Source organism: Paenacidovorax caeni (genome assembly GCF_001298675.1).
GTDB lineage: Bacteria > Pseudomonadota > Gammaproteobacteria > Burkholderiales > Burkholderiaceae_C > Paenacidovorax > Paenacidovorax caeni.
Genome location: NZ_CYIG01000025.1, coordinates 26,210 through 50,118 on the forward strand (window position 1 = coordinate 26,210; position 23,909 = coordinate 50,118).

Here is a 23,909-nt window from a genome sequence, read left to right on the forward strand (position 1 = left end):
TACGCCTTGCCCCATGGAAATCTCCCCCATCCTCACTGTCGCCGCCAAGGAATTCCGCGACCGCATACGCAACCGCTGGGTGCTGGCCGTGGCCCTGGTGTTCACCGTGTTCTCGCTCGTCATCGCCTACTTTGGCGGTGCGCAGCAGGGCGCCGTGGGCCTGCGCTCCATCGAGTTCACCATTGCCAGCCTGGTCAGCCTGGTGATCTACCTGATTCCGCTGATCGCGCTGCTGCTCGGCTTCGACGCCATCGTAGGTGAGCGCGAGCGCGGTTCGCTCGACCTGCTGCTGGCCCTGCCCATCACACGGCTGGAGCTGCTGCTGGGCAAGTACCTGGGCCTGGCGCTGGCGCTCACGCTGTCCACGCTGGCGGGCTTCGGCCTGGTGGCCGTGCTGCTGTGGCGCCACATGAACGCGAACGCCCTGTTCCACTACGTCGGCTTCATGCTCAGCTCGGTGCTGCTGGGGCTGGCCTTCCTGAGCCTGGCAGTGCTGATCTCGGTGCTGGCACGCGACCGCACGCGCGCCTCGGGCCTGGCCATCGCCGTCTGGTTCTTCTTCGTGCTGGTGTTCGACCTGCTACTGCTCGGCGTACTCGTCACCACCGGCGGGCGCTTCGCGGGCGACGCCTTTGCCTGGCTGCTGCTGCTCAACCCGGCGGACGTGTTCCGCATCCTCAACGTGTTCTCACTCGAAGACGTACGCACCCTCTACGGCCTGGCCAGCGTGGTGCCAGCCTCGCTGGGCAACCCGGCCGCCATGGGCGCCGTGATGCTGGCCTGGATCGTGGTGCCGCTCGCCCTCGCCAACTGGAGATTCAAGCCATGACCTGTTCCTGTTTCACCCGCCGCCACACCCGCCGCGATGTGCTCGGCACGCTCGGCCTGGCCGCCTTCAGCACGCTGCTCGCCGCCTGCGGCGAGAAAGCGGGCGAGGCGCCATCGCTTGCCCCCGTGGAAATCGACCGCGCCACCAGTTGCGAGCTCGACGGCATGCTGTTGGCCGACTACCCCGGCCCGAAGGCACAGATCCACTACGCCGGCCAGGACAAGCCGGCCTTCTTCTGCGACACGGTAGAGCTGTTCAACACCCTGCTGGCCGGCGAGCAGGTGCGCGCCGTGCGCGCCGTCTACGTGCAGGACATGGGCCAGGCCGACTGGAACGAACCCAAGGGCCACTGGATCGACGCCAAAACGGCCGTGTACGTGCTCGGCAGCAAGCGCCATGGCTCCATGGGCCCGACCATCGCCAGCTTCGCTCAGCAGGCCGACGCCACGAAATTCGCGGGCGAATACGGCGGCAAGGTGCTGCGCTTCGCCGACATCCAGCGCGACATGGTGGACCTGAGCGGCGGTGCGCTGCACGACACGCGCATGTAACCATGGCTGCGCCCGCCCCGCCCTCCAAGCCAACCACGCTGCGCCGCCGCGCCTGGATGGCCCTCGCCCTGGCGGGCGCGGCCACCGGCGTTGCCGGCGCCGTGGGCGCTTGGGCCGCCAGGCAAGGTGCCACACCCAAGAACAACGCACTGCTGCCCGGCGACGATGTCTGCCTCGTCGCCCCGCCCACGCCCTACGACCCAGCCAGCGGCCGCCCCCCCACCGCAGCGCGCACCGTCCCCGCCGAGGCGCGCTGCCCGGTCTGTGGCATGTTCCCTGCGCGCGCCCCCGAATGGGCGGCGCAGGTGATCTTCGCCCAGGGGGAGGCGCATTTCTTCGACTCGCCGCTGTCGCTGTTCATGTACCTGCACGACGTGGCACGCTACAGCCCCGGCCGCAGCATGCAGGACATCGCTGCGGCGTACGTACACGACAGCGCCCGCCGCGATGATGCCGCGTGGATCGACGCGCGCAGCGCCTTCTATGTGCACGGCTCCAATGCCAAGGGCCCGATGCGCGCGGGCAACCTACCCGCGTTTGCCACACAGGATGCGGCGCAGGCCTTCGCTCAGCGGCGCGGTGGTCAGGTGCGGACATTCACCCAGGTGGACGCGGCCCTGATCGCCACCCTGGCCGGGCAGGGCGGGCATCCGCACGGGCACTGAGTTCGCTACCAAAAAAATAGCTGCTAGCGCTTACCCAGTAAGCGTTAGCAGCTATTTTTGATGGGATTTCCGTCTACTCGACCGATTCGGCCACTGGCGTGGGCGCCTTGAACAAGGCTGCCACCTTGCGCTTGGGCTTGATGTTGGCCGAGATGCCGCTGCGCGCTGCAGTAGCTGCCTTCGGGGCAGCCTCCCAGCTGGCGGGGGTGGCAACGGTAGCTGCGCTGGGCTCGTAGGGCTTGTCGAAGAACGGGTCACGCGCCACGGCGGGTGCGCGGTAGCCGCTGCGCGGGCTGCGTGGTGCCGAGGCGCTGTCTTCCTCGCCAGCCTCGCGCCAGGCGCGGCGGCCATCATTGTGGCGGCTGCCACGGGCGCGGCGGTCGTCGTCCAGCTCAATGGCTTCGATCTCGATCTTTTTCTTGGTGAGCTTCTCGATGTCGGCCACCAGGCGCGTGTCGCTGTTCGACACGAGCGTGACGGCGAGGCCCGTGGCGCCCGCGCGGCCGGTGCGGCCAATGCGGTGCACGTAGTCTTCGGCGTTGAACGGCACGTCGAAGTTGAACACGGCGGGCACGTCCTTGATGTCCAGACCACGTGCGGCCACGTCGGTGCACACCAGCAGATCGACCTCGCCCTGCTTGAAGGCGTCAAGTGCCTTGAGGCGCTCGTCCTGGCTCTTGTCACCGTGCAGCGCGGCCGTTTTGAGGCCTTCGCGCTCCAGGCTGCGCGCCAGGCGGGCGCAGCCGAGCTTGCTGTTGACGAAGATAAAAGCCTGCTTGAGGCCGCGGGACTTGAGGACTTGGTGAATGGCGCGGCGCTTGTCGTCGTCGTTCGCGCTGTAGAAACGCTGCTCCACCGTGGAGGCGGTCTCGTTGGGCCGCGCGACCTCGATGGTGATGGGGTCTTGCAGGTAGCTGCCGGCCAGACGCTTGATCTCGGGCGAGAAGGTGGCGGAGAAGAGCAGCGTGGTGCGCTGCTTGGGCAGGTAGCTCAGGATGCGCTGCAGGTCGGGCAGGAAACCGATGTCGAGCATGCGGTCCGCCTCGTCGAGCACCACGTACTCGACTTGGTTGAGCACGGCGTTCTTGGCCTCGATATGGTCCAGCAGTCGGCCCGGCGTGGCCACGAGCACTTCGACACCTTTTTTCAGCTCCAGCGTCTGCGGCTTCATGTCCATGCCACCAAACACGACAGTGCTGCGCAGCTTGGTGTGCTTGGCGTACAGCGCGATCTGCTGCGCCACCTGGTCGGCCAGCTCGCGCGTGGGCAGCAGCACCAGCGCGCGCACCGGGTGGCGCGCGGGCGAGGCGGAGCTGTTCTCGTGTTTGAGCAGGCGCTGCAGCAGCGGCAGCGAGAACGCCGCCGTCTTGCCCGTGCCGGTCTGCGCCGCGCCCATCACGTCCTTGCCGGTGAGCACCACCGGAATGGCCTGCGCCTGGATGGGCGTCATGTTCTCGTAGCCCATTTCGGCCACGGCACGCGCCAGCGGCTCGGCCAGCGATAGATTGGAAAAAGAACTGGTCATGAACCTGCTATTGTCGCACCAGGCGTGGAAACCCTGGTTTTTTTCGCTTCAAGGGGGCTTAGAGACTGTTGGCCGAAAAGGTGTCGCACGCCTGCACGCTGCCCTGTTTCAAGCCCATGGAAAACCAGCGCACGCGCTGCGCGCTGGTGCCGTGGGTAAATGCGTCGGGCCGCACGGTGCCGGTCTGCTGGCGCTGCAGCGTATCGTCGCCGATCTGCTGCGCGGCGTTGATGGCCGATTCGATGTCGCTCTGGTCGAGCCAGTTCTTGGCTTGCTGCGAGTGCCGGGCCCAGATGCCTGCATAGCAGTCCGCCTGGAGCTCCAGCCGCACCGAAAGCGCGTTCTGCTCGCGCTGACTGACACGGCCACGCATCGCGTCCACCTTGCCCGTGGCCCCCAGCAGCGTCTGCACGTGGTGGCCCACCTCATGCGCGATCACGTAGGCACGCGCGAATTCGCCCGGCGCACCAAGCTGGCGGCTCATGGTGTCGAAGAAATCCATGTCCAGATAGACCTTGCGGTCGCCAGGGCAGTAAAACGGCCCCATCGCGCTTTGCCCCATGCCGCAGGCTGTGGGCGTAGTGCCACGGAACAGCACCAGCTTCGGCAGCTGGTATTGCGCCCCGCCCTGGCGGAAGATCTGCGTCCACACATCCTCGGTCGAGGCCAGCACGGTAGAGACGAACGCGGCCTGCCGATCGTCCTGCGGCGGGTGCTGGGCCGGGCCCTGCTGCACCTGCGGCGCGCCGCCGCCCGAGAGCAGGCCAATGGTGGTCAGTGGGTTGATGCCGAACACGCCCCAGCCGATCAGGGCGATGACCACCGTGCCAATGCCGATGGTGCGCCCGCCCAGGCCGCCACCACCACCGCCGCCGCTGCGGCGGTCTTCCACGTTGTCCGATTCACGGTTGCCTTCCCATCGCATCGCTGCCGCTCCCCGCCCCCGCTGCGGGGGCAAAGGGGCGATTATTGCGCTCGCGCTACCATGGCGCCATGCCCCCCATACTGCTCACGGGCTTCGACCCGTTCGACAACACCACGGTCAACCCCAGCTGGTGCGTGGCCCGCGCCCTGGCAGGGCAGCGCATCGCGGGCCACCAGGTGGTGGCGGCACAGTTGCCCACGGCATTCGGCCAGGCGCTGGAGCACCTGCGCGCGCTGCTGCAGGCGCACCGCCCGGCCCTCGTGTTGTGCCTGGGGCTGGCAGCCGGGCGTGCGGCGCTGTCCATCGAGCGCATCGGCATCAACGTCATCGATGCACGCATTCCCGACAACCAAGGCGCGCAACCCGTCGATATGCCCGTGGTGCCCCATGGCCCGGCTGCCTACTTCGCCACACTGCCGATCAAGGCCATGCTGCGCGCCGTGCGCCAGAGCGGCATCGCGGCATCGCGGCCGAGGTGTCGCAGAGCGCGGGCACCTTCGTGTGCAACCAGGTGCTGTACGGGTTGCTGCACCTGCTGCACCAGGGCGCGGGCGCACCCGGCGCGCGCGGCGGCTTCATCCACGTACCGCAGTTGCCCGAACAGGGCCTCCCCGGAATGCCGCTGCGCGACATGGTGCGCGGCGTTTACACCGCGCTGTGGGCCGCAGCCCTGGCGCGCCACGACATCCCCCTGCACGCCGGAACCGAACACTGATATGCACCAAGCCCTCCTGAGCCCCGAAGCCACCGCCGCGCAACTGCCCTGGCTGCCGCTGGCCGATGAAATCGCCGCCGTGCTGCGCGACGCCAGCGTGCAGGTGCCCGCACGCACCGTGCTGCCGCTGGCAGGTGGCGGCACCCTGTTCACCATGCCTGCCTGTGACACGCAGGTGGCCATCACCAAACTCATCACGTTCACCCCCGCCAACACGGGCACGGGCCGCGCCACCATCCAGGGCGACGTGGTGGTGTTCGACGTGGCCACAGGCACGCGCCGACTGATCCTGGACGGCCCCACCATCACCGCCCGGCGCACCGCGGCCGTGTCGCTGTACGCGGCGCAGCGGCTGGCGCGCGTGCCGCAGGGGCCGCTATTGATCGTGGGCGCGGGCGCGCAGGGCCTGGCGCACCTGCACGCCTTCGTGGCCGGCCTGGGCGTGACCGAGGTGCTGGTGGCTTCGCGCAGCCAGGCCAGCGCCCAGGCGCTGGCGCTGCAGGCGCACGCCTTGGGCGTGCAGGCCCACGTGGTGGAAGACGCCGACCGCGCGGCGGCGCTGTGCCCGCTGATCGTCACCTGCACCCCCGCCAGTGGCGTGGTGCTGCGCTCGGCGCCCCACCCCGATACCTTCCTCGCTGCCGTGGGTGCGTTCACGCCACAGATGGTGGAGCTGGATGCGGCGCTGTGCCGCGCCTTCGCGGCAAACGGTCAGATCCTGGTCGACACGGCCGATGCAGCGCACGAGGCGGGCGATCTGCTGCAGGCGGGGCTCGACGTAACCGCCCTGCCCACACTGGCCAGCCTGGAGCGCACACACTGGCGGCCCGGCCCGGGGCCGGTGCTGTTCAAGAGCTGCGGCTGGGGCGGCTGGGATCTGGCGGCTGCGCGGCTGGCGCTGCGCGGCGCGTAAGCGCGCGGTTCAGGCCTTCGGCAAGGTAACGCCGACCTGGCCCTGGTACTTGCCGCCCCGGTCCTTGTACGAAACCTCGCACACGTCGTCCTTGTCGCTCTCGAAGAACAGCACCTGGGCGCAGCCCTCGCCGGCGTAGATACGCGCAGGCAGCGGCGTGGTGTTGGAGAACTCCAGCGTCACGTAGCCTTCCCACTCCGGCTCGAAGGGCGTGACGTTGACGATGATGCCGCAGCGCGCGTAGGTGCTCTTGCCCAGGCACACCGTGAGCACGTTGCGCGGAATGCGGAAGTACTCCACCGTGCGCGCCAGCGCAAAGCTGTTGGGCGGGATGATGCAGCTGTCGCCCTGGAAATCGACGAAGCTCTTCTCATCGAAGTTCTTGGGGTCCACCACGGTGCTGTGGATGTTGGTGAACACCTTGAATTCAGGCGCGCAGCGGATGTCGTAGCCGTAGCTGCTGGTGCCGTAGCTGATGATGCGCCGGCCATCCACCTCGCGTACCTGGCCAGGCTCGAAGGGCTCGATCATGCCGTGCTGCTCGGCCATGCGGCGTATCCATTTATCGCTCTTGATACTCATGCAGTTACTCCGTTTTTCATAGCTGCTAGCGCTTGATGGTCAAGCGCTAGGGGCGTATTTTGCCTGTGAAATGACGGTTTGCTCCACCACCCGGTCGTCACCCAGCACGATTAGCGCAAACAGCAGCTCGTCCAGGCTCCGCGCCTGCGCGGAGCGCCGCGCCAGCAGCGGCGTGGCACGGGGGTCGAGCACGATGAAGTCGCCCTCGCAGCCCGGCTGCAGGTTGCCTACCACGCCGTCGAGCCCCAGGGCCTGCGCGGCGCCGCCGGTGTGCTGCCACCACAGCTGCGTGGGGGTGAGCGACAGGCCACGCTTGGCCTGCCCGCTTTCCACGCCGGTGCGCCCCACGTAGTACGCCGCCTGCATGGTGCGAAACGGCGAAAAGCTCGTGCCGCCGCCCACGTCGCTGGCCAAGCCATGGACAAAGCCGGCCTCGTGCGCACCCGCGTGGTCGAAAAAGCCGCTGCCCAGGAACAGGTTGCTGGTCGGGCACACGGCCGCTGCCGTACGGCGCGCGCGCAGCAAGGCGCGGTCTTCGGCGTCCAGGTGGATGCAGTGCGCGTAGACGGCACGTTCGCGCATCAGGCCGAAGCCGTCGTACACCGCCAGGTAACTGCGCGCGGTGGGGAAGAGCGCGCGCGCCCAGTCGATCTCGTCACGGTTCTCCGCCACGTGCGACTGGATCCAGGTGTCCGGGTAGCGCGCCGCCAGCTCACCCGCCCCGCGCAGCTGCGCGGGGGTGCTGGTGGGTGCAAAGCGTGGCGTGATGGCGTAGCCCAGGCGGTCCACGCCGTGCCAGCGCTGGATCAGCGCCTCGGAGTCGATCAGCCCCTGAACCGTGTCGTCACGCACGCCATCGGGCGAGTGGCGATCCTGCAGCACCTTGCCGGTGATGAGGCGCATGCCGCGTGCCTGGGCCTGGGTGAACAGCGCGTCCACTGACGCCGGGTGCGAAGTGGCAAACGCCATCGCCGTGGTCACGCCGTTGCGCAGCAGCTCTTCCACGAAGAACTGCGCCACCTGGGCACCATGGCCCGGGTCGGCAAAGCGCGCTTCGGCCGGAAAGGTGTAGTTCTCCAGCCAGGGCAACAGGCCCGGCGCGGGCGAGCCAATCACGTCGGTCTGCGGGTAATGGATGTGCATATCCACAAAGCCGGGCGCAATGATGCGCCCCGGCCAGTGCGTGACCGTGCGCCCTTCATAGCGGGCCCGCAGCGCCTGCCAGCTGCCCGCCGCCTGCACACGCGCGCGGCCCTGGTCGTCAGGGGCGATGGCCAGCAGGCCATCTTCGTCATACACGGCTTGGCCGTCCTGGGTGAAGCGCAACAGCGCACTGCGGTAAATCTGCATGGCCGGTACGATACCCGCGTTTAAAACCACCCAAAGGGAGACAACCCATGCCCATGTTCGTCGATACCTCGCCCCCCGGCCAATGCATTTTCTGCCGCCTGGTGGCAGGCGAGATTCCTGCAGCCCGGGTGTACGAGGATGCGTTGACCGTCGCCTTCATGGACCTGGGCCAGGTCACCCCGGGGCATGTGCTGGTGGCCACCAAGCGCCATGCGGTCACGCTGTTCGACCTCACGCCCGAAGAGGCTGCCGCCGTCATGCAGACGGCGCAGCGCGTGGCCCAGGCCATCCGCACGGTGTTTGACCCGCCGGGCCTGACGCTGCTGCAGGCCAACGGCCCGCTGGGCGGGCAGACCGTTTTCCACTTCCACATGCACGTGGTGCCGCGCCACGAGGACGACGGCATCACCTTCACCTGGCCGCGCCAAGAGCCCGGCCCAGCCGTGCTGCAGGGCTACGCCGAGCGGCTGCGCGCGGCGCTGTGACGCCGGGGCCGGTTTTCAATGAAAACCGGCCAAAACCATCACCCAGAAAGCGCCAGCAGCTATCAAAACGAAAGCAGATGCCGCTTATTCCAACGGCCCGACCCAGGCAGCAAACGTACCGTCCGCGGCCACCGCGGCATGGCGCCCTGCGCGCTTGACCACGCGGTAGCACTTCTCATCGGCACGCTGCTTGTTCCAGCGCGTGCAGTAGCCGTTGTCACCATCGCTGCGCCAAACGCCTACATCGTTGTAGTCGTTGGAAATCACAGCCTTGCCGCCGGGCTGCAGATCAACGTGGTACACCTTGCCCGCAGACGTCTGCGAGCGAAACGGCTTGGCCACGAACGCCTGGAACTCCTGCGCCGTCAACGCCACGTCAGCAGCAGGCGGCGCGTCCTGCGCTATCGCGGCCCCCGCCGACAAGGCCAGTGCCAGCCCGGCAGCCTGAGCCCAGGCCTTGCCGACGCTCCGGGAGAGGGGAAACGTATGCATATTGCGGTCCTTTCCAAAATGGATGCTTGCACGCGGCACCGATTGCACCGCGAAACCCGCCTTGAAGCCATGGTATTTACGCCCGTGCTGGGTACCGCTGCCGCACGCCCAACAGTCCCAGTACGGCCGCCAGCAGCCCCAGGGCCCGACTCCAGCGCAATGTTGACCTGTACGCCGACGATGGCTGGAAGACGGTGAACGGGCAGCAAGGCAAGACGCCCGTGGCCACCTACAAGGTGCCGCTCAGGAACGCGCCGTATCCGTTCGCACAGTTGCTGTCGGCGTCGTATCCGATGTTCAGCACCATCGCACCGGCCGACGAGTCGCTCATCGCGGCCGCCTTCAAGACAAACGGCGGCACGATCACGGCCACCCTGCAAACGGCCACGCCCCCGGCGGGCGGCCTGCCCATGGCGCGATCGTCGGTGTACTCGTTCCGCCAGGGCCCCAGGGATGCAGGGGCCTCGGGCCCGACCACCGTGCGCACGGCTGCCATGGGAGGCACGGTGGCGGCGGACGGCAAGACGGCCACCATCCCCTACGGCGGCAAGCCGGACGGGGCATCGGCCACCAGCTATGCTGAGTTCGGCCTGATCCATACCGACCGCAACGGGCGGGAGATGGTCTACACCTTGCAATACAGATGACAGAAAAGGGATGGTGAGTACTTTGGCGGAGCGCATTGCGCCCGCCATTTTTTTACCTCGATCTGCCAAAGCGATGGCGCGCGCGCCCTACTACGGCTTCAAGGCTGACGCACGATCGCGGCGCGTGGGAGCCCTTCAGCCGACGTGATGCGCTGGGGTTTGCACCTTACGCCCGGGTCGACATCAAAAGGCAATAAATGGGCCTCAAACCCTTACCCAGAAAGCGCCAGAAGCTATCAAAAATGAAGCAACACAGCGCCTGAAGCCCATCGCCCCACGGAGCCGGCGCTTGCGCCTCAGCTGTCGTACTCGTAGCAGCGGTCGAACGCTTCCTTGAGGCGGTGTTCCCAGCGCCGCTTGTCAGCTTCCGGGGCAAAGCTGGCCTCGAAGCTGTTCCAAGCCAGTTGGTAGGCGTGGCGCGCTGTCAGGCCCGTGGCGGCGAAAACCTGGGTGAAGTTCTCATTGATGTAACCGCCAAAGTAGGCTGGGTCGTCCGAATTCACCGTGGCGGCCAGCCCAGCGTCGAGCAACTGGCGCAGGTTGTGCTGCGCCAGGCTGGGGAATACGCGCAGCTTGAGGTTGGACAGCGGGCAGACGGTGAGCGCAATGCGCTCGCGCGCCAGGCGCTGCATCAGCAGGGCGTCGTGCACGGCCTGCACGCCATGGTCGATGCGCTCGGCCTTGAGCACGTCGAGCGCGCTCCAGATGTAGGCGGGCGGCCCCTCCTCGCCCGCATGGGCGACCGCGTGCAGGCCCAGCGCGCGGCAACGTGCGAACACGCGCGCAAACTTCTCCGGCGGGTGGCCGCGCTCGCTGCTGTCCAAGCCCACGCCAATGATTTTGTCCAGGTACGGCTGCGCCTGCTCCAGCGTGGCAAAAGCGTCTTCCTCGCTGAGATGGCGCAGAAAACACAAAATCAGCGCGCTGGAGATACCCAGCTCGGCACGCGCTTCCACGCAGGCGCGGTGCAGGCCGCCCACCACGGTTTCCATGGCCACGCCGCGCGCAGTATGCGTCTGCGGGTCGAAGAAAAGCTCGGCGTGCGCTACGTTATCCATAGCTGCTCGCGCAAGGTAGGCGCGGCCCATATCGTAAAAATCCTGTTCATGCAACAGCACGCTGGCACCGGCGTAGTAGATGTCGAGAAAGCTCTGCAGGTCGGTGAAGGCGTAGGCGCTGCGCAGCGCTTCAACGCTGGCGTAGGGCAACTGCACGCCATTGCGCTGGGCCAAGGCAAAGATCATCTCGGGCTCCAGCGAGCCTTCGATGTGGATGTGCAGCTCCGCCTTGGGCATGGCACGCAACAGTGCGGGCAGACGCTGCGCAGGGACGGGTGGAACTTTGAACATCGGCAATCTCCAGAAGTGGCGCAGCCATTGTGCGCCCAGCAGGCGAAAAAAATGCGCCCCGGCCTTACGGCGAGGGCGCACGCGGCCGCAAGGCCGGATCACTCGGACACGGTCACCGTCTGGTAGTTTTTGTCGGCGGTGATTTCGGCTTCGGCAAAGGGCACCCGCAGCCACTGCTGCGCGCCATAGGCCCGGGTGTAGTCGGCATAGTGGGCCGAGCCAGGGTCATCCGACAGCGAGAAGGTCAGGAAGGTGTAGGCCTGCACCCCGCCTGCCGGGAAGTTCACCACCTGCATGTAGCTGTTGCTGTAGCTGTTGCCGTGTGGCTGGCCATCCATGTTGTAGCCGCCCTGGCCGATGGGGTTTTCCGAACAGTTGATGGTGAAGTAGCCCACGGCGCTGCAGCCGCCGTAGAGAGCTGTCTTGACGCCGCCGCGCGCGGAGAACAGCACGTCGCCACGCGGCGCGTCAAGCGCAAAGCCGGAAGCCTTTACGGCTTGCACCGCTGCGCCGAATGCCTGGCGCAGCGCATCGGCCGCGCCAGGCTGCAGGCCACGCGGGGTGTTCAGCGGGTCGGCTGGGTCGAACGGCACGGCATAGAGCTGGGCCGCCGGCACCTGCACCCGGCTCCAGAACTCGTCCCACACATGCGAGCCGCGCGCACTGGTGCTCCCCCGGTTGTCCCAGGCACGCAGCGTGGCACAGGCCGCCACCACGTCCTGCGAGGCAGATGGCGCGGTGCACACCAGATCGAGCGCCGGGTCCTTGAAGCGCTCGGCGCTGAACACGCGGCTGTTCAGCACCATCTGGCGCACGACCTCGCTGGTGGCCTTGTTGCCTGGGTAGCCGTCGGTACCTGCCAGGCGCTCCAGCGCCATGGTGTGCCCCAGGCGCGTACGCAGGGACTGCGCCGCCGTACCCGCGGTGCCGAAGATGCTGGGAAAGCCGGTGAGCGGCGCACTGGCGTTGGCCAGCCAGTAGCTGTCGTTCATGTTGCCAACATAGTCGTCGCGCAGCAGGCTGGGCATGCGCGCCACGCCAATGGCGCCCTTTTGCACTGAATCGGCGTCGGTTCGCCAGTGGCACGCACTGCGCGCGCCGTCGAGGATAGGCACCTCGGGCAACGCCGCCGCCATGGCTTTACCCACAGGCGTGGTGCAGGCCGCCAGCAAGTCGGGCGGTGCATTCGGCACGGTACCAATGTCGGCATACCAGGCGCGAGCAGCGCCGCGCCCGACGGCCACGGTGTTCACCCAGGGAATGGCTGCTTCCTCTTTCTGGATCTGCATGAATTCGTCAAGCGACTTGGCCTGGTTCCAGCGCAGCCAGTTGCGCATGCTGCGGAAGTTCTCGCCGTTGATGTCGCGCATGGCGAATGCCGAGGCGGTGTTCCAGCCCAGCGCTGGGTTCATGCTGGCCAGGTTGACCATGGGCCCGTACTCGGTCTTGTAGAGCGTGCGGCTCACCATGGCGGTGGCCCCCGAGGCCTGGCGCACTTCCACCGTAATGGGGTTGGCCTTCATCTTCACGGCCTGGCCGTCGAGCAGGTAGCTGGTCGGGTCGTTGGGCGCCAGCGTGAGCTGGAAGAAGCCGAAGCGCCGCGCCGTGGAAACCGTGTGGCTCCAGGCCACGTTGTCGTTGAAGCCAATCTGCACCATCGGCAGACCGAGGAACGACGCACCGCTGACGTTCAGCTCCCCCGGGATGGTCAGATGCGCCTGGTAAAAGCGGTCGGGCCCCTTCCAGTACCAGTGCGGATTGCCGAACAGCAGCGGGCTGGCGTCGCCCGTGCCCGCCGTGCCAAAGCCGTACATGTTGCTGCCGATGCCGACGCTGCCACCCACCTGGAGCGCTGGGGCAGTGATGCTGGCGGGGTCGGGCACCTGCATGCCCTGCCCAGCCTTCGCGGCCGAGGCCTGCGGCGCCACGGCATTGGCGATGGCCGCAACGAAGTTGCTGTAGCCCGCCGCGAGGTTGGCGACATACATGCGCCGCAGCAGGTCCTGCTCGGTGATGGGGCGCACCCAGGCTTCGCCGCTACAGGCAGCGTGCGCCTTGCCGCTGGCCTGGTTGTCGCGCACATAGCGGTTGTAGCCCGCCACGAAGCCCGCCGTCAGCTTGCGCAGGCTGTCGCCTTGCTGGGCGACCATGGCATCGAGCACGTCCTGCGTGATGAGGTGGCGGTGGAAGAAGTCGGAGTCGATGTTGCGCGGGCGCGCGATGGTGCTGCTGTAGACCGCGAGCGCATCGGCACCGAAGTACTTGGAGCGCTCCCCCCGGTAGGTCAGGAACGAGTCGGCCATGGTGCACAGGTTGTCCTGCGCCTGTGCATAGCCGTAGCCGTAGCCCAGGCCGCCCCAGTCGCTGGCCTTGATGTGCGGCACGCCCATGGTGGTGCGGCGGATCTCGGCGCTGTAGCGAGCGGCGGTGTCATCGTCGCCGCTGCCGCCGCACGCGGCTAACGCCGCGAGCGCGAGCAAAGAAAGCGGCCGCAGGCCACGGGGAATGTGGTACGTCATAGGTTTGTCTCCTTCTGTTGTTGTTCCCTGGCACGCAGGGCGAGCACAGTGTACAGACAAACCAGCATGCCTGCCAGCGCCCACAAAAAAGGCCGCCCTCGGGCGGCCTTTTCAGTGCCAAAACACGGCGTGCGGCTTACTTGCCATCGCCGCCCGGCACCTTGCCTTCCACGCCCTTGACGTAGAAATTGATGCCGGTGAGGAATTTGTCGTCGGCCACGGCGTCCTTTTCCAGCACCGTCTGGCCAGCGTTGTTCACGATCGGGCCCTTCCAGATCACGAACGAGCCATCCTTCAGGCCTGCCTTGGCGGCATCGACCTTGGCCTTGGCCTCGGCGGGCACGTCCTCGGCGACGGACACCAGGTCGATCGCGCCTTCCTTCACGCCCCACCAGCTCTGGCCCGTGGTCCAAGTGCCGTCCAGCACATCCTTGGTGGCCTTGGCGTAGTAAGGCAGCCAGTTGATGACAGCCGAGGCCAGATGCGCCTTGGGACCGTAGGCGGTCATGTCGGAATCCCAGCCGAAGGCGCGCTTGCCCTTTTCCTCGGCCGTCTTGAGCACGGCGGGGGAGTCGGTGTTCTGGAACAGCACGTCAGCACCGCCGTTGATCAGCGAAGTGGCGGCCTCGGTTTCCTTGGGCGGGCTGAACCACTCGTTGACCCAGACCACCTTGGTCTTGATCTTGGGGTTCACGCTCTGCGCGCCCAGGGTGAAGCTGTTGATGTTGCGCAGCACCTCGGGAATAGGCACCGAGCCGACCACGCCCAGGGTGTTGGTCTTGGTCATGGCGCCCGCGATGATGCCAGCGAGGTAGGCGCCCTCGTAGGTTCGGCTGTCGTAGGTGCGAACGTTTTCGCTGGTCTTGTAGCCCGTGGCGTGCTCGAAGCGCACGTCCTTGAACTCCTCGCCCAGCTTCTGCATCACGTCCATGTAGCCGAAGGTGGTGCCGAAGATCACCTTGTTGCCCTGGGTGACCATGTCGCGCAGCACGCGCTCGGCGTCGGGGCCCTCGGGCACGCTCTCCACGTAAGAGGTCTGGATCTTGTCGCCGAATTCGGCCTCCAGCTTCTTGCGTGCCTGGTCATGGGCGTAGGACCAGCCGCCGTCGCCCACCGGGCCGACGTACGCAAAGCCAATCTTCAGGGGCTCGGGCTTGGGCGCCTCGGCCGCAGGTGCAGCCGGGGCCGGCGCGGGCGCCGGTTCTTCTTTCTTGCCGCAGCCCACCAAGGCTGCAGCCGCCACTGCCGACAGCGCGGCCAGCTTGAACAGGGAACGCTTGTGCAAATCCGTCATGACTTTTCCTTCAGGGGGTAAAAAACAACCGGAGCGCCACCATGGCCCACAGCCGCTCATTGCCTAGCGGCCCTGGGGTGGCACGAAACCTTTACTTGCCTTCCGTGCCGGGGACCTTGCCCTCTACGCCGGCAACGTAGAAGTTGATGCTGGTGAGAAACGGCAGGTCGCCCACTTGGCCCGCGGCCAGGACTTCCTTGCCCGTGTTGTCCTTGATCGGGCCGGTCCAGACAGCGAAGCTGCCGTCCTGCAAGCCTGCGCGGGCCTTCCTTGGCCACGCGGTCCTTGATCTCTTGCGGCACGTCGTCGGCGATCTTCAGCAGGTCGATGGCGCCTTCCTTCACACCCCACCAGTGGGCACCGCCTTGCCATTGCCCGGCCAATGTGTCCCCCACTACCTTGGTGTAGTACGGGCCCCAATCGATCACGGCAGAACCCAGGTGCGCTTTGGGCGCATAGGCGCTCATGTCGCCATCCTTGCCGAAGGCACGCACACCGCGCTCCTCGGCCGTCTTGAGCACCGAGGGAGAATTGGTGTTCTGGTACATCACATCGACACCGCCGTTGATCAGCGAGGTAGCGGCCTCGGCCTCTTTGGGCGGGCTGAACCATTCATTGACCCAGACCACCTTGGCCTTGATCGCCGGGTCCACGCTCTGCGCACCGAGCACGAAACTGTTGATATTGCGCACCACTTCAGGGATCGGCACCGAGGCCACGACACCCACCGTTTTGGTCTTGCTCATGCCGCCAGCCACGATGCCGGCCAGGTAGGCGCCCTCGAAGGTCTTGGTGTCGTAGGTGGCAACGTTCTCGGCCTGTTTGTAGCCGGTGGCGTGCTCGAACTTCACGTCTTTCAGGTCGGGCGCCACTTTCTGCACGAATTCCTGGTAGCCAAAGCTGGTAGCGAACACCAATTTGGTGCCCTGCCCCGCCATGTCGCGCAGCACACGCTCGGCATCGGCGCTCTCGGGCACGCTTTCGACGAACGTGCTCTCGATCTTGTCGCCAAACTTCTCCTGGATCGCGCGACGGCCCAGCTCGTGCTGGTAGGTCCAGCCACCGTCGCCGATCGGACTGACGTAAACAAACCCCACCTTGAGCTTGTCGGCCGCCGGTGCCGCAGCCGGTGCGGGCGCCGCTGCAGGGGCTTCTTCCTTCTTGCTGCACCCCGCCAGGGCAGCAAGAGCGAGGGCCGACAGCGCGGCTGTTTTCAGCAGGGAGCGTTTGTTCACAAGGTTCATGGGGCAAATACGGGGAAGGGAAATAACGAAAAAACTCAACTACCCGGGTAAAACGGCTTGCCGAGCGAAGCCGGCATGTTCGCACGGATCCAGACTGGATTGCGCGAGATCAAGACCAGCACCACGATGGTCGCCAGATACGGCAACATGGAAAGCAATTGGCTTGCCACCTGCACGCCCGTGGCCTGCAAATGGAATTGGAGCATGGTCACGCCGCCGAACAGGTACGCACCGAGCAGCACGCGCGCGGGACGCCAGGTGGCAAAAGTGGTCAGCGCCAACGCGATCCAGCCGCGCCCCGCCACCATGCCTTCGACCCACAGCGGGGTGTACTCCAGCGAGATGAACGCGCCCGCCAGTCCGCACAGCGCACCGCCGAACACAACCGCTCCAAGACGGATCCAGCGCACCGGGTAGCCCAGCGCATGCGCCGACTGGGGCGACTCCCCCACCGCGCGCAGCACCAGCCCGGTGCGCGTGCGGTCCAGGAACCAGATCAGCGCCACGGCCAAGACCATGGCGCCATAGACCAACGGGTCATGATCAAACAACGCAGGCCCCATCAAAGGGATGTCACGCAGGTAGGGAATGCCGTCCTGCGCCAGCTCGGGCAGCTTGGCCTGCACGAAACTCTGGCCCGCGAAGGCCGAGAAGCCCACGCCAAACAGGGAAAGCGCCAGCCCGGTGGCGTACTGGTTGGTGTTGAGCCAGATCACCAGGACACCGAAGACCGCCGCCAGGAACGCCCCTGCCAGTGCCCCGGCCGCGAAGCCCAGCCATTCGTTCCCCGTGACCACGGTCGTGGCAAAGCCCGCCAGCGCAGCGCACAGCATCATGCCCTCGGCTCCGAGGTTGACGATGCCCGCCTTTTCGTTGACCAGCAGGCCCAGCGCTGCCAGCGCAATCACCGTGCCCGCGCTGAGGGTAGAGCCGATCAGCAGTGCATACGATTCCATTACCTACCCCCCTTGGACGGCCGTGCCCAGCGCACCCGGTACGCCACCAGGGTGTCGCACGCCAGCAGCGTGAACAGCAGCAGCCCCTGGAACACGCCCGTGAGCGACTTGGGCAACCCCAGGCGCGACTGCGCCAACTCGCCACCGATATAGAACATGCTCATGAGGATCGCCGACAGCACCATGCCCACCGGATGCAGCCGCCCGACAAAGGCCACGATGATGGCCGCGAAGCCGTAGCCGGCCGGCACGTAGGGTGTGAGCTGGCCAATGGGGCCGGCAACCTCCAGCGCGCCCGCCAGGCCCGCGGCGGCGCCGGAGATGAGCAGCGCGCTCCACAGTGCCGTGCGGCTGGAAAAGCCCGCGTAGCGTGCCGCCGCAGGCGCCAAGCCGCCGACCTGCAGGGCAAAACCGGCACGCGTGCGGAACAGGAACACCCACAACGCCAGCGCCCCCGCCAGCGCCAGTGGCAGGCCGATGGTGACACGCGAGCCGGAGAACAGACGGGGCATCTGCGTCACGCGCTCGAACATCTTGGTCTGCGGGAAGTTGAAACCCATGGGGTCTTTCCACGGCCCGTAAACCAGGTAGCCCAGCACCAGCGTGGCCACGTAGACCAGCATCAGGCTGACCAGGATCTCGTTGGCGTTGAAGCGGTCGCGCAGCAGCGCCGTGATGCCCGCCCAGACCATGCCGCCAAGGATGCCCGCGAGCAGGATGGCAGGCACGATCCACGGCCCCGTGGTTTTGTCGGCCAGCAGCGCCACGCCGCCGGCCGCCACGGCGCCGATGACGAATTGCCCTTCGGCACCAATGTTCCACACGTTGGAGCGAAAGCACACCGCCAGCCCCAGCGCAATCAGCAGCAGCGGCGTGGCCTTGACGGCCAGCTCGCCCAATGCGTACGGGGTTCTGATGGGCTCCCAGAAGAACACCTGCAGCCCGCGCACCGGGTCCTTGCCGAGCAGCGCAAACAGCGCCACGCCGATCACCACCGTGATGGCCAGCGCCAGCACCGGCGAGCCATACGACCACAGGCGCGACGCCTGGGGACGCGCCTCAAGCTTGAACATGGCGGGCCTCCTGCGCATCGTGTTCGGCCATGTGGGCCAGGTGCTCCTGCACCTCGGCGTGCCACAGGCCGCTCATCCATTCGCCGATGCGCTCCACCGTGGCCTCGGCCCGCGCCACGGAAGGCGAGAGGTGGCCCTTGGCCAGCACGTGCAGGCGGTCACAGATTTCAAACAATTCGTCCAGCTCCTCGCTCAACACCAGCACCGCGCAGCCCGCGTCGCGCAATGCCAGGATGGCGCCGCGTATTTGTGCGGCGGCGCCCACATCCACACCCCAGGTGGGCTGCGAGACGATGAGCAGGCGCGGGCCGGCATCAATCTCGCGGCCCACGATGAATTTCTGCAGGTTGCCCCCCGACAGCGACTGCGCCGTGGCGTCCGGCCCACCGGCCTTGACGCCGAAGCGCGCAATGATGTCGCTGGCCTGGGCGCGCAACTGGCGCATGCGGATCCATCCGCCCGCGCCCAGCGCGTTGCCACGGGTCAAGAGCAGGTTGTGCGCCAGCCCCATACCGGGCACGGCGCCGCGGCCCAGACGCTCTTCAGGCACGAAGTGCAGACCGAGTGCGCGCCGCTGGCGCGGGTTCATGCGCCCGCTGGGCACCATGCCGCGCGGGCCACTGATTTGCACCATGGCAGGCTGCGCGCGCTGGTCTTCGCCCGACAGCGCGTACAGCAGCTCCCGCTGCCCGTTGCCCGAGACCCCGGCAATGCCCACCACCTCGCCTGCGCGAACTTCGAACTGCAGGTCGATCAGATCGACGCCGAAGGCATCGCCGCGTGGCAGTGTCAACCCCTCGACGCTCAACACTGGTGCACCGGCCTGCGCCGCGCGATAGTCCAGCGCTGGCGGCTCGGCACCGATCATCAGGCGCGACAGCGAAGCGTTCGATTCCTCGCGCGGATCGCAGACCCCCGTGACCTGGCCCGCCCGCATCACGGTGCAGGCGGTACACAGCGCGCGGATCTCGTGCAGCTTGTGGCTGATGTAAAGAATGCTGCAGCCCTCGCCTGCCAGCTTGCGCAGCACCACGAAAAGCTTTTCCACCGCCTGCGGCGTCAGCACCGAGGTGGGCTCGTCAAGGATCAGCAGGCGCGGGTTGGTCAGCAGCGCGCGGATGATCTCTACGCGCTGCATCTCGCCCACGCTCAGCGTGTGCACCGGGCGCAACGGGTCGATTTCGAGGCCGTACTCGGCCGCCTTCGCAGTGATGCGCTGCGTCACCTCGGCCAGCGACTGGGTCTTGTCCAGGCCCAGCCAGACGTTTTCGGCCACGGAGAGCGTGTCGAACAGGCTGAAGTGCTGGAACACCATGGCAATGCCCAGCTGCCGCGCCTCCTGCGGGTTGCGGATGTGCACCACGCGCCCATCCACCCGCACCGTCCCTTCGTCAGGCTTGACGGCGCCGTAGATGATCTTCATCAGCGTGGACTTGCCCGCGCCATTCTCGCCCAGCACGGCATGGATTTCGCCCGGGCGCACCGCCAGGGACACGCCACTGTTCGCCACCACGGACGGGTAGCGCTTGGTGATGCCGGCCAGTTGCAGCCGCAACGGGGGCGGCGCGGCGCCGCTGGCAAGGGGAGCGTCGGGGGAATGCATGGGGCGGATTGTCTCTCAAATTGTCACCGGCCATATGCCGCAAAGAGGCCAGACGCTTGTCCCATGCGCGCCAGCAGCTATGCTTTTGGTAGTAACGCAACAGCCAGGGGCGTGCATGTGCGCGCAAACCACACCAAGCACCGCAGTTTTGCGCGCGCATGACACAGCGGCATTTTTTGTCATAAGGTAGAGGCCTGTCCCGTACTCTGCCGCTGCCCCATGAATTCCCGCCCCCTGACGTTCGTGCACCGAGGCCAGCTGGTCACGCTTTCCCACGTTCCGCCTGACCGCACACTGCTGGAACTGCTGCGCGAAGACCTCGGCCTGACTGGCACCAAGGAAGGCTGCGGCGAAGGCGACTGCGGTGCCTGCACCGTGGTGCTGGGCGACGCCGTGCATGGCCGCGTGCGCTACCAGGCAGTGAATGCCTGCATCCGCCTGGCGCACTCCCTCAACGGCATGGCGCTGTGGACGGTGCAGGACTTGGCACAGGCCGACGGCACGCTGCACCCCGCGCAGCAGGCGCTGCTGCAGTGCCACGGCAGCCAGTGTGGTTTTTGCACGCCCGGCTTTGCGATGAGTATGTTTGCCCTGTACCAGAACAACGTCTGCCAGGGCCGCCCGGTCAGCCGCGCGCTGGCGCAGGAAGCCCTCTCGGGCAACCTGTGCCGCTGCACGGGCTACCGCCCCATCCTCGACGCCGCCCAGCAGATGGGCAGCCTGCCCCCGGTGCAGGTAGACGAAGCCGAATTGCTACAAAAATTAGAGCTTGCAGCGCTTGCCTCCGTAAGCCCGGAGGCCGATTGGATCTATATCGCCCCAACCACCCAGGCCGAGCTGCTGGCCGCGCGCGCCGCCTACCCCCAGGCCCAGGTGGTGGCCGGCGCCACCGACGTGGGGCTGTGGATCACCAAGCAGCACCGCCAGTTCGCCCAAGTGCTGGACGTGACACGCGCGGCCGAGCTGCGCCGCATTGAAGAAGACGGCGCCGGACTGCGCATCGGCGCCGCCGTGACCCTCACTGATGCCTTTGCCGCACTGCAGCGCCAGTGGCCGCAGCTGCAGCGCTTCGCCGCGCGCTTCGCCGGCCTGCCGGTGCGCAACGCGGGTACGCTGGGCGGCAACGTAGCCAACGGTTCGCCCATCGGCGACTCCATGCCGCTGCTGATCGCGCTGCGCGCCCAGGTGGTGCTGGCCAGCATGCGCGGCGAGCGCACACTGGCGCTCGAAGACCTGTACACCGGCTACCGCCAGACCGCTCTGGCGCCGGATGAGTTGCTGGTGCGCATCGTGGTGCCCCGCCCCGCCCCGGAGGGGCTGTTGCGCGCCTACAAGGTGTCCAAGCGCTGGGACGACGACATCTCCGCCGTGTGCCTGGCCCTGCACCTGGATATTGCCGACGGCGTGGTGCGCCGCGCCAGCATCGGCGCGGGCGGCGTGGCGGCCACGCCCGCGCGGGCACGCCAAACCGAGGCGCTACTGACCGGCCAGCCCTGGACCGAGGCCCTGGCCCAGCGCGCCGGCGAGGCATTGCAGGCCGAGTTCACACCCATTTCCGACATGCGTGCCAGCGGCGCCTACCGCCGCACCGTGCTGGCGGGCTTGATGCGACGCTACTGGCTCGAAAGCCAGGGCCAGACGGCCGTTTCGCTGGAGGATTTTTCGCTCGCGAACTGCGCACCGCAGGAGGAAGCCGCATGACACGCTCGCCCGCCCCCGTGGCCGCCCCTGCACACCCCCAGCCCGCCATGGGCCAGCCGCACCCGCACGAGAGTGCCCGCGCCCAGGTAACGGGCAACGCCAGCTACATCGACGACCTGCCCGAGGTACGCGGCACGCTGTACGCGGCCCCCATCCTCTCGCGCATCGCCCATGGACACCTGCACGGCGTGGACGCCTCCGCCGCGCTGCAGTTGCCCGGGGTACGCAGCGTGGTGCTGGCGGCTGACGTTCCGGGCGACAGGCTGCTCGCGGCCTTCGCCCACGACGAGCCGGTGTTCGCCATCGACCGTGTGGAGTACGCCGGCCAGGTCATCGGCCTGGTGGTGGCCGACAGCGTCGAGCAGGCGCGCCGCGCCGCGCGCCTGGTGCGCGCCGACACCACGCCGCTGCCCGCAGTGCTGAACGTGCAGCAGGCGCTGGCGCAACAGAACTACGTGCTGCCCCCGGTCTTCGTGCGCCGCGGCGATGCGGCGGCGGCACTGGCGCGCGCGCCGCACCGCCTGCGCGGCCAGCTGGAGGTGGGCGGGCAGGAGCATTTTTACCTCGAGGGCCAGATCGCCTACGCGCTGCCGCAGGAGCAGGGGCAGTGGCTCATCCACTCCAGCACCCAGCACCCGGGCGAGGTACAGCACTGGGTAGCGCACGCGCTGGCCGTGGACAACCACGCCGTGCGCGTGGAATGCCGCCGCATGGGCGGCGGCTTCGGCGGCAAGGAGACGCAGGCCGGCCACCTGGCCGTGTGGGCCGCCGTGGCGGCGCGCAAGGTTGGCCGCCCGGTCAAGCTGCGCCTGGATCGCGACGACGACTTCCTCATCACCGGCAAGCGCCACCCCTTCGCCTACGACTGGGAGGTGGGCTTCGACGACGCGGGCCGCATCCAGGGCCTGAAGCTGCGCATGGCGGCCAACTGCGGCTTCAGCGCCGACCTGTCAGGCCCGGTGGCCGACCGCGCGGTGTTCCACTGTGACAACGCCTATTTTCTGCAGGACGTGGAAATCGCCTCGTACCGCTGCAAGACGAACACGCAAAGCCACACGGCGTTCCGCGGCTTTGGCGGGCCACAGGGAGTGATCGCCATCGAGACCATCCTGGGCGACATCGCGCGCGCCCTGGGCCGCGACGCGCTGGACGTGCGCATGGCCAACCTCTATGGCCTGGGCGAGCGCAACATCACCCACTACCAGATGCCGGTAGAAGACAACATCCTGCACGATTTGCTACCAAAACTGGAGCTGTCAGCGCAGTACAGGCAACGCAAAGAGGCCATTTCGGCCTGGAACGCGCGCAATACCGTCCTGAAGCGCGGCATCGCCATCACGCCGGTGAAGTTCGGCATCAGCTTCACCGCCACGCTGTTCAACCAGGCGGGCGCGCTGGTGCATGTCTATACCGACGGCAGCGTACAGGTGAACCATGGCGGCATTGAGATGGGCCAGGGCCTGCACACCAAGGTGGCGCAGATCGTGGCCGACGAACTGGGCGTGCCGCTGGCGCGCGTGCTCGTGACCGCCAGCGACACCAGCAAGGTGCCCAACGCCAGCGCCACGGCCGCCAGCGCCGGCACCGACCTGAACGGCCGCGCGGCGCAGTTCGCGGCGCGCAACGTGCGTGCCAACCTGGCCGCCTTCGTGTGTGGGCTGGACGGCTGTGGCGCAGGAGAGATCCAGTTCCAGGGTGGGCAGGTCATCTCGCCCAAGGCGGTGCGCGCGTGGAGCGACGTGGTGCAGCAGGCCTACGCCAACCGCATCCAGCTGTGGAGCGACGGCTTCTACCGCACGCCCAAGATCCACTACGACAAGACCACCCTGACGGGCCGGCCGTTCTACTACTTCGCCTACGGCGCGGCCTGCTGCGAGGTCGCGCTGGACACACTGACCGGCGAGAGCCGGGTGCTGGCCGTGGACATCCTGCACGACGTGGGCCAGAGCATCAACCCGGCCATCGACATCGGCCAGATCGAAGGCGGCTTCATCCAGGGCATGGGCTGGCTCACCACCGAGCAGCTGGTGTGGAACGAACAGGGGCAGCTCGCCACCCACGCGCCCAGCACCTACAAGATCCCGGCCACGGGCGACGTGCCGGCACGCTTTCGCGTCGCGCTGTGGCCCGAAGCCAACCGCGAGGACAACGTGGGCGGCAGCAAGGCCGTGGGCGAACCGCCCTTCATGCTCGCCGTGGCCGTGTACGAGGCCCTGCGCGACGCTGTGGCCGCCACGCGCGCCGACGGTGCCTGCGTACACCTCACGGCGCCCGCCACGGCCGAGAACCTGCTGCGCGCCCTCGGCCGGCTCGACACCGCTGCGGGGCGCGAAGGAGGTTAAGGAAGGTCTGCAAAACCCCTGGTCATTCCGACTGGCGCAGAGCCTGATGAGGACCGACGATCACGGACATGGATCAGATCACGCTTGGCCTTGACCCCCTGCCCAAGAAAACCCGCAAAGAGGTCTTCCTTGAAGAGATGAACCAGGTC

19 protein-coding genes and 2 pseudogenes are annotated in these 23,909 nt (G+C 67.3%); 9 read left to right on the plus strand and 12 right to left on the minus strand.

Annotated features, from left to right (window positions below; translation table 11 throughout):
• Positions 1-13: 13 nt before the first annotated feature.
• Genes BN2503_RS11530 through BN2503_RS11540 form a run of 3 tightly spaced genes read left to right on the plus strand, consistent with a single transcriptional unit; the run spans position 14 to position 2,045 of the window.
• Entirely contained in the window at positions 14-829 is an 816-nt protein-coding gene (locus BN2503_RS11530) for an ABC transporter permease (RefSeq protein WP_054256810.1), read from the plus strand.
• Complete coding sequence (locus BN2503_RS11535; protein WP_054256811.1) at positions 826-1,380, plus strand: nitrous oxide reductase accessory protein NosL; 555 nt, start codon at positions 826-828, stop codon at positions 1,378-1,380. The genes BN2503_RS11530 and BN2503_RS11535 overlap by 4 nt, the downstream gene beginning before the upstream one ends.
• 2 nt (positions 1,381-1,382) lie before the next feature.
• A complete protein-coding gene (locus BN2503_RS11540) occupies positions 1,383-2,045 on the plus strand; it encodes a nitrous oxide reductase accessory protein NosL (protein ID WP_233495059.1) in 663 nt (220 codons plus the stop codon).
• A gap of 73 nt (positions 2,046-2,118) precedes the next feature.
• Here the strand turns inward: BN2503_RS11540 and BN2503_RS11545 are convergent, their stop codons facing one another.
• Entirely contained in the window at positions 2,119-3,570 is a 1,452-nt protein-coding gene (locus tag BN2503_RS11545) for a DEAD/DEAH box helicase (protein WP_054256812.1), read from the minus strand.
• Positions 3,571-3,628: 58 nt separating this feature from the next.
• Positions 3,629-4,495 (minus strand): KPN_02809 family neutral zinc metallopeptidase, encoded by an 867-nt coding sequence (gene ypfJ, locus BN2503_RS11550; protein WP_054256813.1) that lies wholly within the window; start codon positions 4,493-4,495, stop codon positions 3,629-3,631.
• Between the two features lie 68 nt (positions 4,496-4,563).
• On the opposite strand from ypfJ, the pseudogene pcp reads away from it, so the two are divergent.
• Together pcp and BN2503_RS11560 are read left to right on the plus strand one after the other, a co-directional pair.
• Positions 4,564-5,210 (plus strand): annotated as a pseudogene (gene pcp, locus BN2503_RS21440) (pyroglutamyl-peptidase I).
• A 1-nt stretch (position 5,211) separates the two neighbouring features.
• A complete protein-coding gene (locus BN2503_RS11560) occupies positions 5,212-6,123 on the plus strand; it encodes a delta(1)-pyrroline-2-carboxylate reductase family protein (RefSeq protein ID WP_054256814.1) in 912 nt (303 codons plus the stop codon).
• Between the two features lie 9 nt (positions 6,124-6,132).
• On the opposite strand, the gene dcd is transcribed toward BN2503_RS11560, so the two are convergent.
• Together dcd and guaD are read right to left on the minus strand one after the other, a co-directional pair.
• Positions 6,133-6,705: a dCTP deaminase gene (gene dcd / locus BN2503_RS11565; RefSeq protein ID WP_054256815.1), complete on the minus strand. Its 573-nt coding sequence runs from the start codon at positions 6,703-6,705 to the stop codon at positions 6,133-6,135.
• A 39-nt stretch (positions 6,706-6,744) separates the two neighbouring features.
• Entirely contained in the window at positions 6,745-8,055 is a 1,311-nt protein-coding gene (gene guaD, locus BN2503_RS11570; protein WP_054256816.1) for a guanine deaminase, read from the minus strand.
• Positions 8,056-8,102: 47 nt separating this feature from the next.
• Between guaD and BN2503_RS11575 the strand changes: the two genes are divergently transcribed.
• Positions 8,103-8,540 (plus strand): HIT family protein, encoded by a 438-nt coding sequence (locus BN2503_RS11575; RefSeq protein WP_054256817.1) that lies wholly within the window; start codon positions 8,103-8,105, stop codon positions 8,538-8,540.
• Positions 8,541-8,624: 84 nt separating this feature from the next.
• Here BN2503_RS11575 and BN2503_RS11580 read toward each other — a convergent pair whose 3' ends face one another.
• The gene (locus BN2503_RS11580; RefSeq protein WP_054256818.1) at positions 8,625-9,032 is read right to left on the minus strand and encodes a hypothetical protein; all 408 of its coding nucleotides are present in this window, start codon (positions 9,030-9,032) and stop codon (positions 8,625-8,627) included.
• A gap of 194 nt (positions 9,033-9,226) precedes the next feature.
• Between BN2503_RS11580 and BN2503_RS11585 the strand changes: the two genes are divergently transcribed.
• Complete coding sequence (locus BN2503_RS11585) at positions 9,227-9,679, plus strand: hypothetical protein (protein WP_054256819.1); 453 nt, start codon at positions 9,227-9,229, stop codon at positions 9,677-9,679.
• 296 nt (positions 9,680-9,975) lie between these two features.
• On the opposite strand, the gene BN2503_RS11590 is transcribed toward BN2503_RS11585, so the two are convergent.
• The 7 genes and pseudogenes from BN2503_RS11590 to BN2503_RS11620 form a co-directional block, all read right to left on the minus strand.
• On the minus strand, positions 9,976-11,028 hold the full coding sequence (locus BN2503_RS11590) for an adenosine deaminase (protein ID WP_054256820.1): 1,053 nt from the start codon (positions 11,026-11,028) through the stop codon (positions 9,976-9,978).
• A gap of 98 nt (positions 11,029-11,126) precedes the next feature.
• The gene (locus tag BN2503_RS11595; protein ID WP_054256821.1) at positions 11,127-13,547 is read right to left on the minus strand and encodes a penicillin acylase family protein; all 2,421 of its coding nucleotides are present in this window, start codon (positions 13,545-13,547) and stop codon (positions 11,127-11,129) included.
• 136 nt (positions 13,548-13,683) lie between these two features.
• Entirely contained in the window at positions 13,684-14,841 is a 1,158-nt protein-coding gene (locus BN2503_RS11600; RefSeq protein WP_054256822.1) for a BMP family ABC transporter substrate-binding protein, read from the minus strand.
• Between the two features lie 91 nt (positions 14,842-14,932).
• Positions 14,933-16,085: pseudogene (locus BN2503_RS11605) on the minus strand (BMP family ABC transporter substrate-binding protein).
• A 35-nt stretch (positions 16,086-16,120) separates the two neighbouring features.
• Positions 16,121-17,041 carry an ABC transporter permease gene (locus tag BN2503_RS11610; RefSeq protein WP_054256823.1) on the minus strand — a complete coding sequence of 307 codons (921 nt, stop codon included), beginning with the start codon at positions 17,039-17,041 and terminating at the stop codon, positions 16,121-16,123.
• Positions 17,041-18,114 (minus strand): ABC transporter permease, encoded by a 1,074-nt coding sequence (locus BN2503_RS11615; RefSeq protein WP_054256824.1) that lies wholly within the window; start codon positions 18,112-18,114, stop codon positions 17,041-17,043. Before BN2503_RS11615 ends, BN2503_RS11610 begins: the two co-directional genes overlap by 1 nt.
• On the minus strand, positions 18,101-19,717 hold the full coding sequence (locus BN2503_RS11620) for an ABC transporter ATP-binding protein (RefSeq protein ID WP_054256825.1): 1,617 nt from the start codon (positions 19,715-19,717) through the stop codon (positions 18,101-18,103). Before BN2503_RS11620 ends, BN2503_RS11615 begins: the two co-directional genes overlap by 14 nt.
• 219 nt (positions 19,718-19,936) lie before the next feature.
• Here BN2503_RS11620 and xdhA point away from each other — a divergent pair, with 219 nt between their 5' ends.
• Both xdhA and xdhB read left to right on the plus strand, forming a co-directional pair.
• Positions 19,937-21,418, plus strand: coding sequence for a xanthine dehydrogenase small subunit (gene xdhA / locus BN2503_RS11625; RefSeq protein WP_054256826.1), 1,482 nt, complete (start codon positions 19,937-19,939; stop codon positions 21,416-21,418).
• 47 nt (positions 21,419-21,465) lie between these two features.
• Positions 21,466-23,760, plus strand: a complete 2,295-nt coding sequence (gene xdhB / locus BN2503_RS11630) for a xanthine dehydrogenase molybdopterin binding subunit (RefSeq protein ID WP_175537960.1) — start codon at positions 21,466-21,468, stop codon at positions 23,758-23,760.
• The last annotated feature ends 149 nt before the right edge of the window (positions 23,761-23,909 follow it).

Bases quoted from the DNA above. Each gene is read 5' to 3' on its own strand.
- BN2503_RS11530 (WP_054256810.1), top strand. From the start codon at position 14: ATGGAAATCTCCCCCATCCTCACTGTCGCCGCCAAGGAATTCCGCGAC.
- BN2503_RS11535 (WP_054256811.1), top strand. From the start codon at position 826: ATGACCTGTTCCTGTTTCACCCGCCGCCACACCCGCCGCGATGTGCTC.
- BN2503_RS11540 (WP_233495059.1), top strand. From the start codon at position 1,383: ATGGCTGCGCCCGCCCCGCCCTCCAAGCCAACCACGCTGCGCCGCCGC.
- BN2503_RS11545 (WP_054256812.1), bottom strand. From the start codon at position 3,570: ATGACCAGTTCTTTTTCCAATCTATCGCTGGCCGAGCCGCTGGCGCGT.
- ypfJ (WP_054256813.1), bottom strand. From the start codon at position 4,495: ATGCGATGGGAAGGCAACCGTGAATCGGACAACGTGGAAGACCGCCGC.
- BN2503_RS11560 (WP_054256814.1), top strand. From the start codon at position 5,212: ATGCACCAAGCCCTCCTGAGCCCCGAAGCCACCGCCGCGCAACTGCCC.
- dcd (WP_054256815.1), bottom strand. From the start codon at position 6,705: ATGAGTATCAAGAGCGATAAATGGATACGCCGCATGGCCGAGCAGCAC.
- guaD (WP_054256816.1), bottom strand. From the start codon at position 8,055: ATGCAGATTTACCGCAGTGCGCTGTTGCGCTTCACCCAGGACGGCCAA.
- BN2503_RS11575 (WP_054256817.1), top strand. From the start codon at position 8,103: ATGCCCATGTTCGTCGATACCTCGCCCCCCGGCCAATGCATTTTCTGC.
- BN2503_RS11580 (WP_054256818.1), bottom strand. From the start codon at position 9,032: ATGCATACGTTTCCCCTCTCCCGGAGCGTCGGCAAGGCCTGGGCTCAG.
- BN2503_RS11590 (WP_054256820.1), bottom strand. From the start codon at position 11,028: ATGTTCAAAGTTCCACCCGTCCCTGCGCAGCGTCTGCCCGCACTGTTG.
- BN2503_RS11595 (WP_054256821.1), bottom strand. From the start codon at position 13,547: ATGACGTACCACATTCCCCGTGGCCTGCGGCCGCTTTCTTTGCTCGCG.
- BN2503_RS11600 (WP_054256822.1), bottom strand. From the start codon at position 14,841: ATGACGGATTTGCACAAGCGTTCCCTGTTCAAGCTGGCCGCGCTGTCG.
- BN2503_RS11610 (WP_054256823.1), bottom strand. From the start codon at position 17,041: ATGGAATCGTATGCACTGCTGATCGGCTCTACCCTCAGCGCGGGCACG.
- BN2503_RS11615 (WP_054256824.1), bottom strand. From the start codon at position 18,114: ATGTTCAAGCTTGAGGCGCGTCCCCAGGCGTCGCGCCTGTGGTCGTAT.
- BN2503_RS11620 (WP_054256825.1), bottom strand. From the start codon at position 19,717: ATGCATTCCCCCGACGCTCCCCTTGCCAGCGGCGCCGCGCCGCCCCCG.
- xdhA (WP_054256826.1), top strand. From the start codon at position 19,937: ATGAATTCCCGCCCCCTGACGTTCGTGCACCGAGGCCAGCTGGTCACG.
- xdhB (WP_175537960.1), top strand. From the start codon at position 21,466: ATGGGCCAGCCGCACCCGCACGAGAGTGCCCGCGCCCAGGTAACGGGC.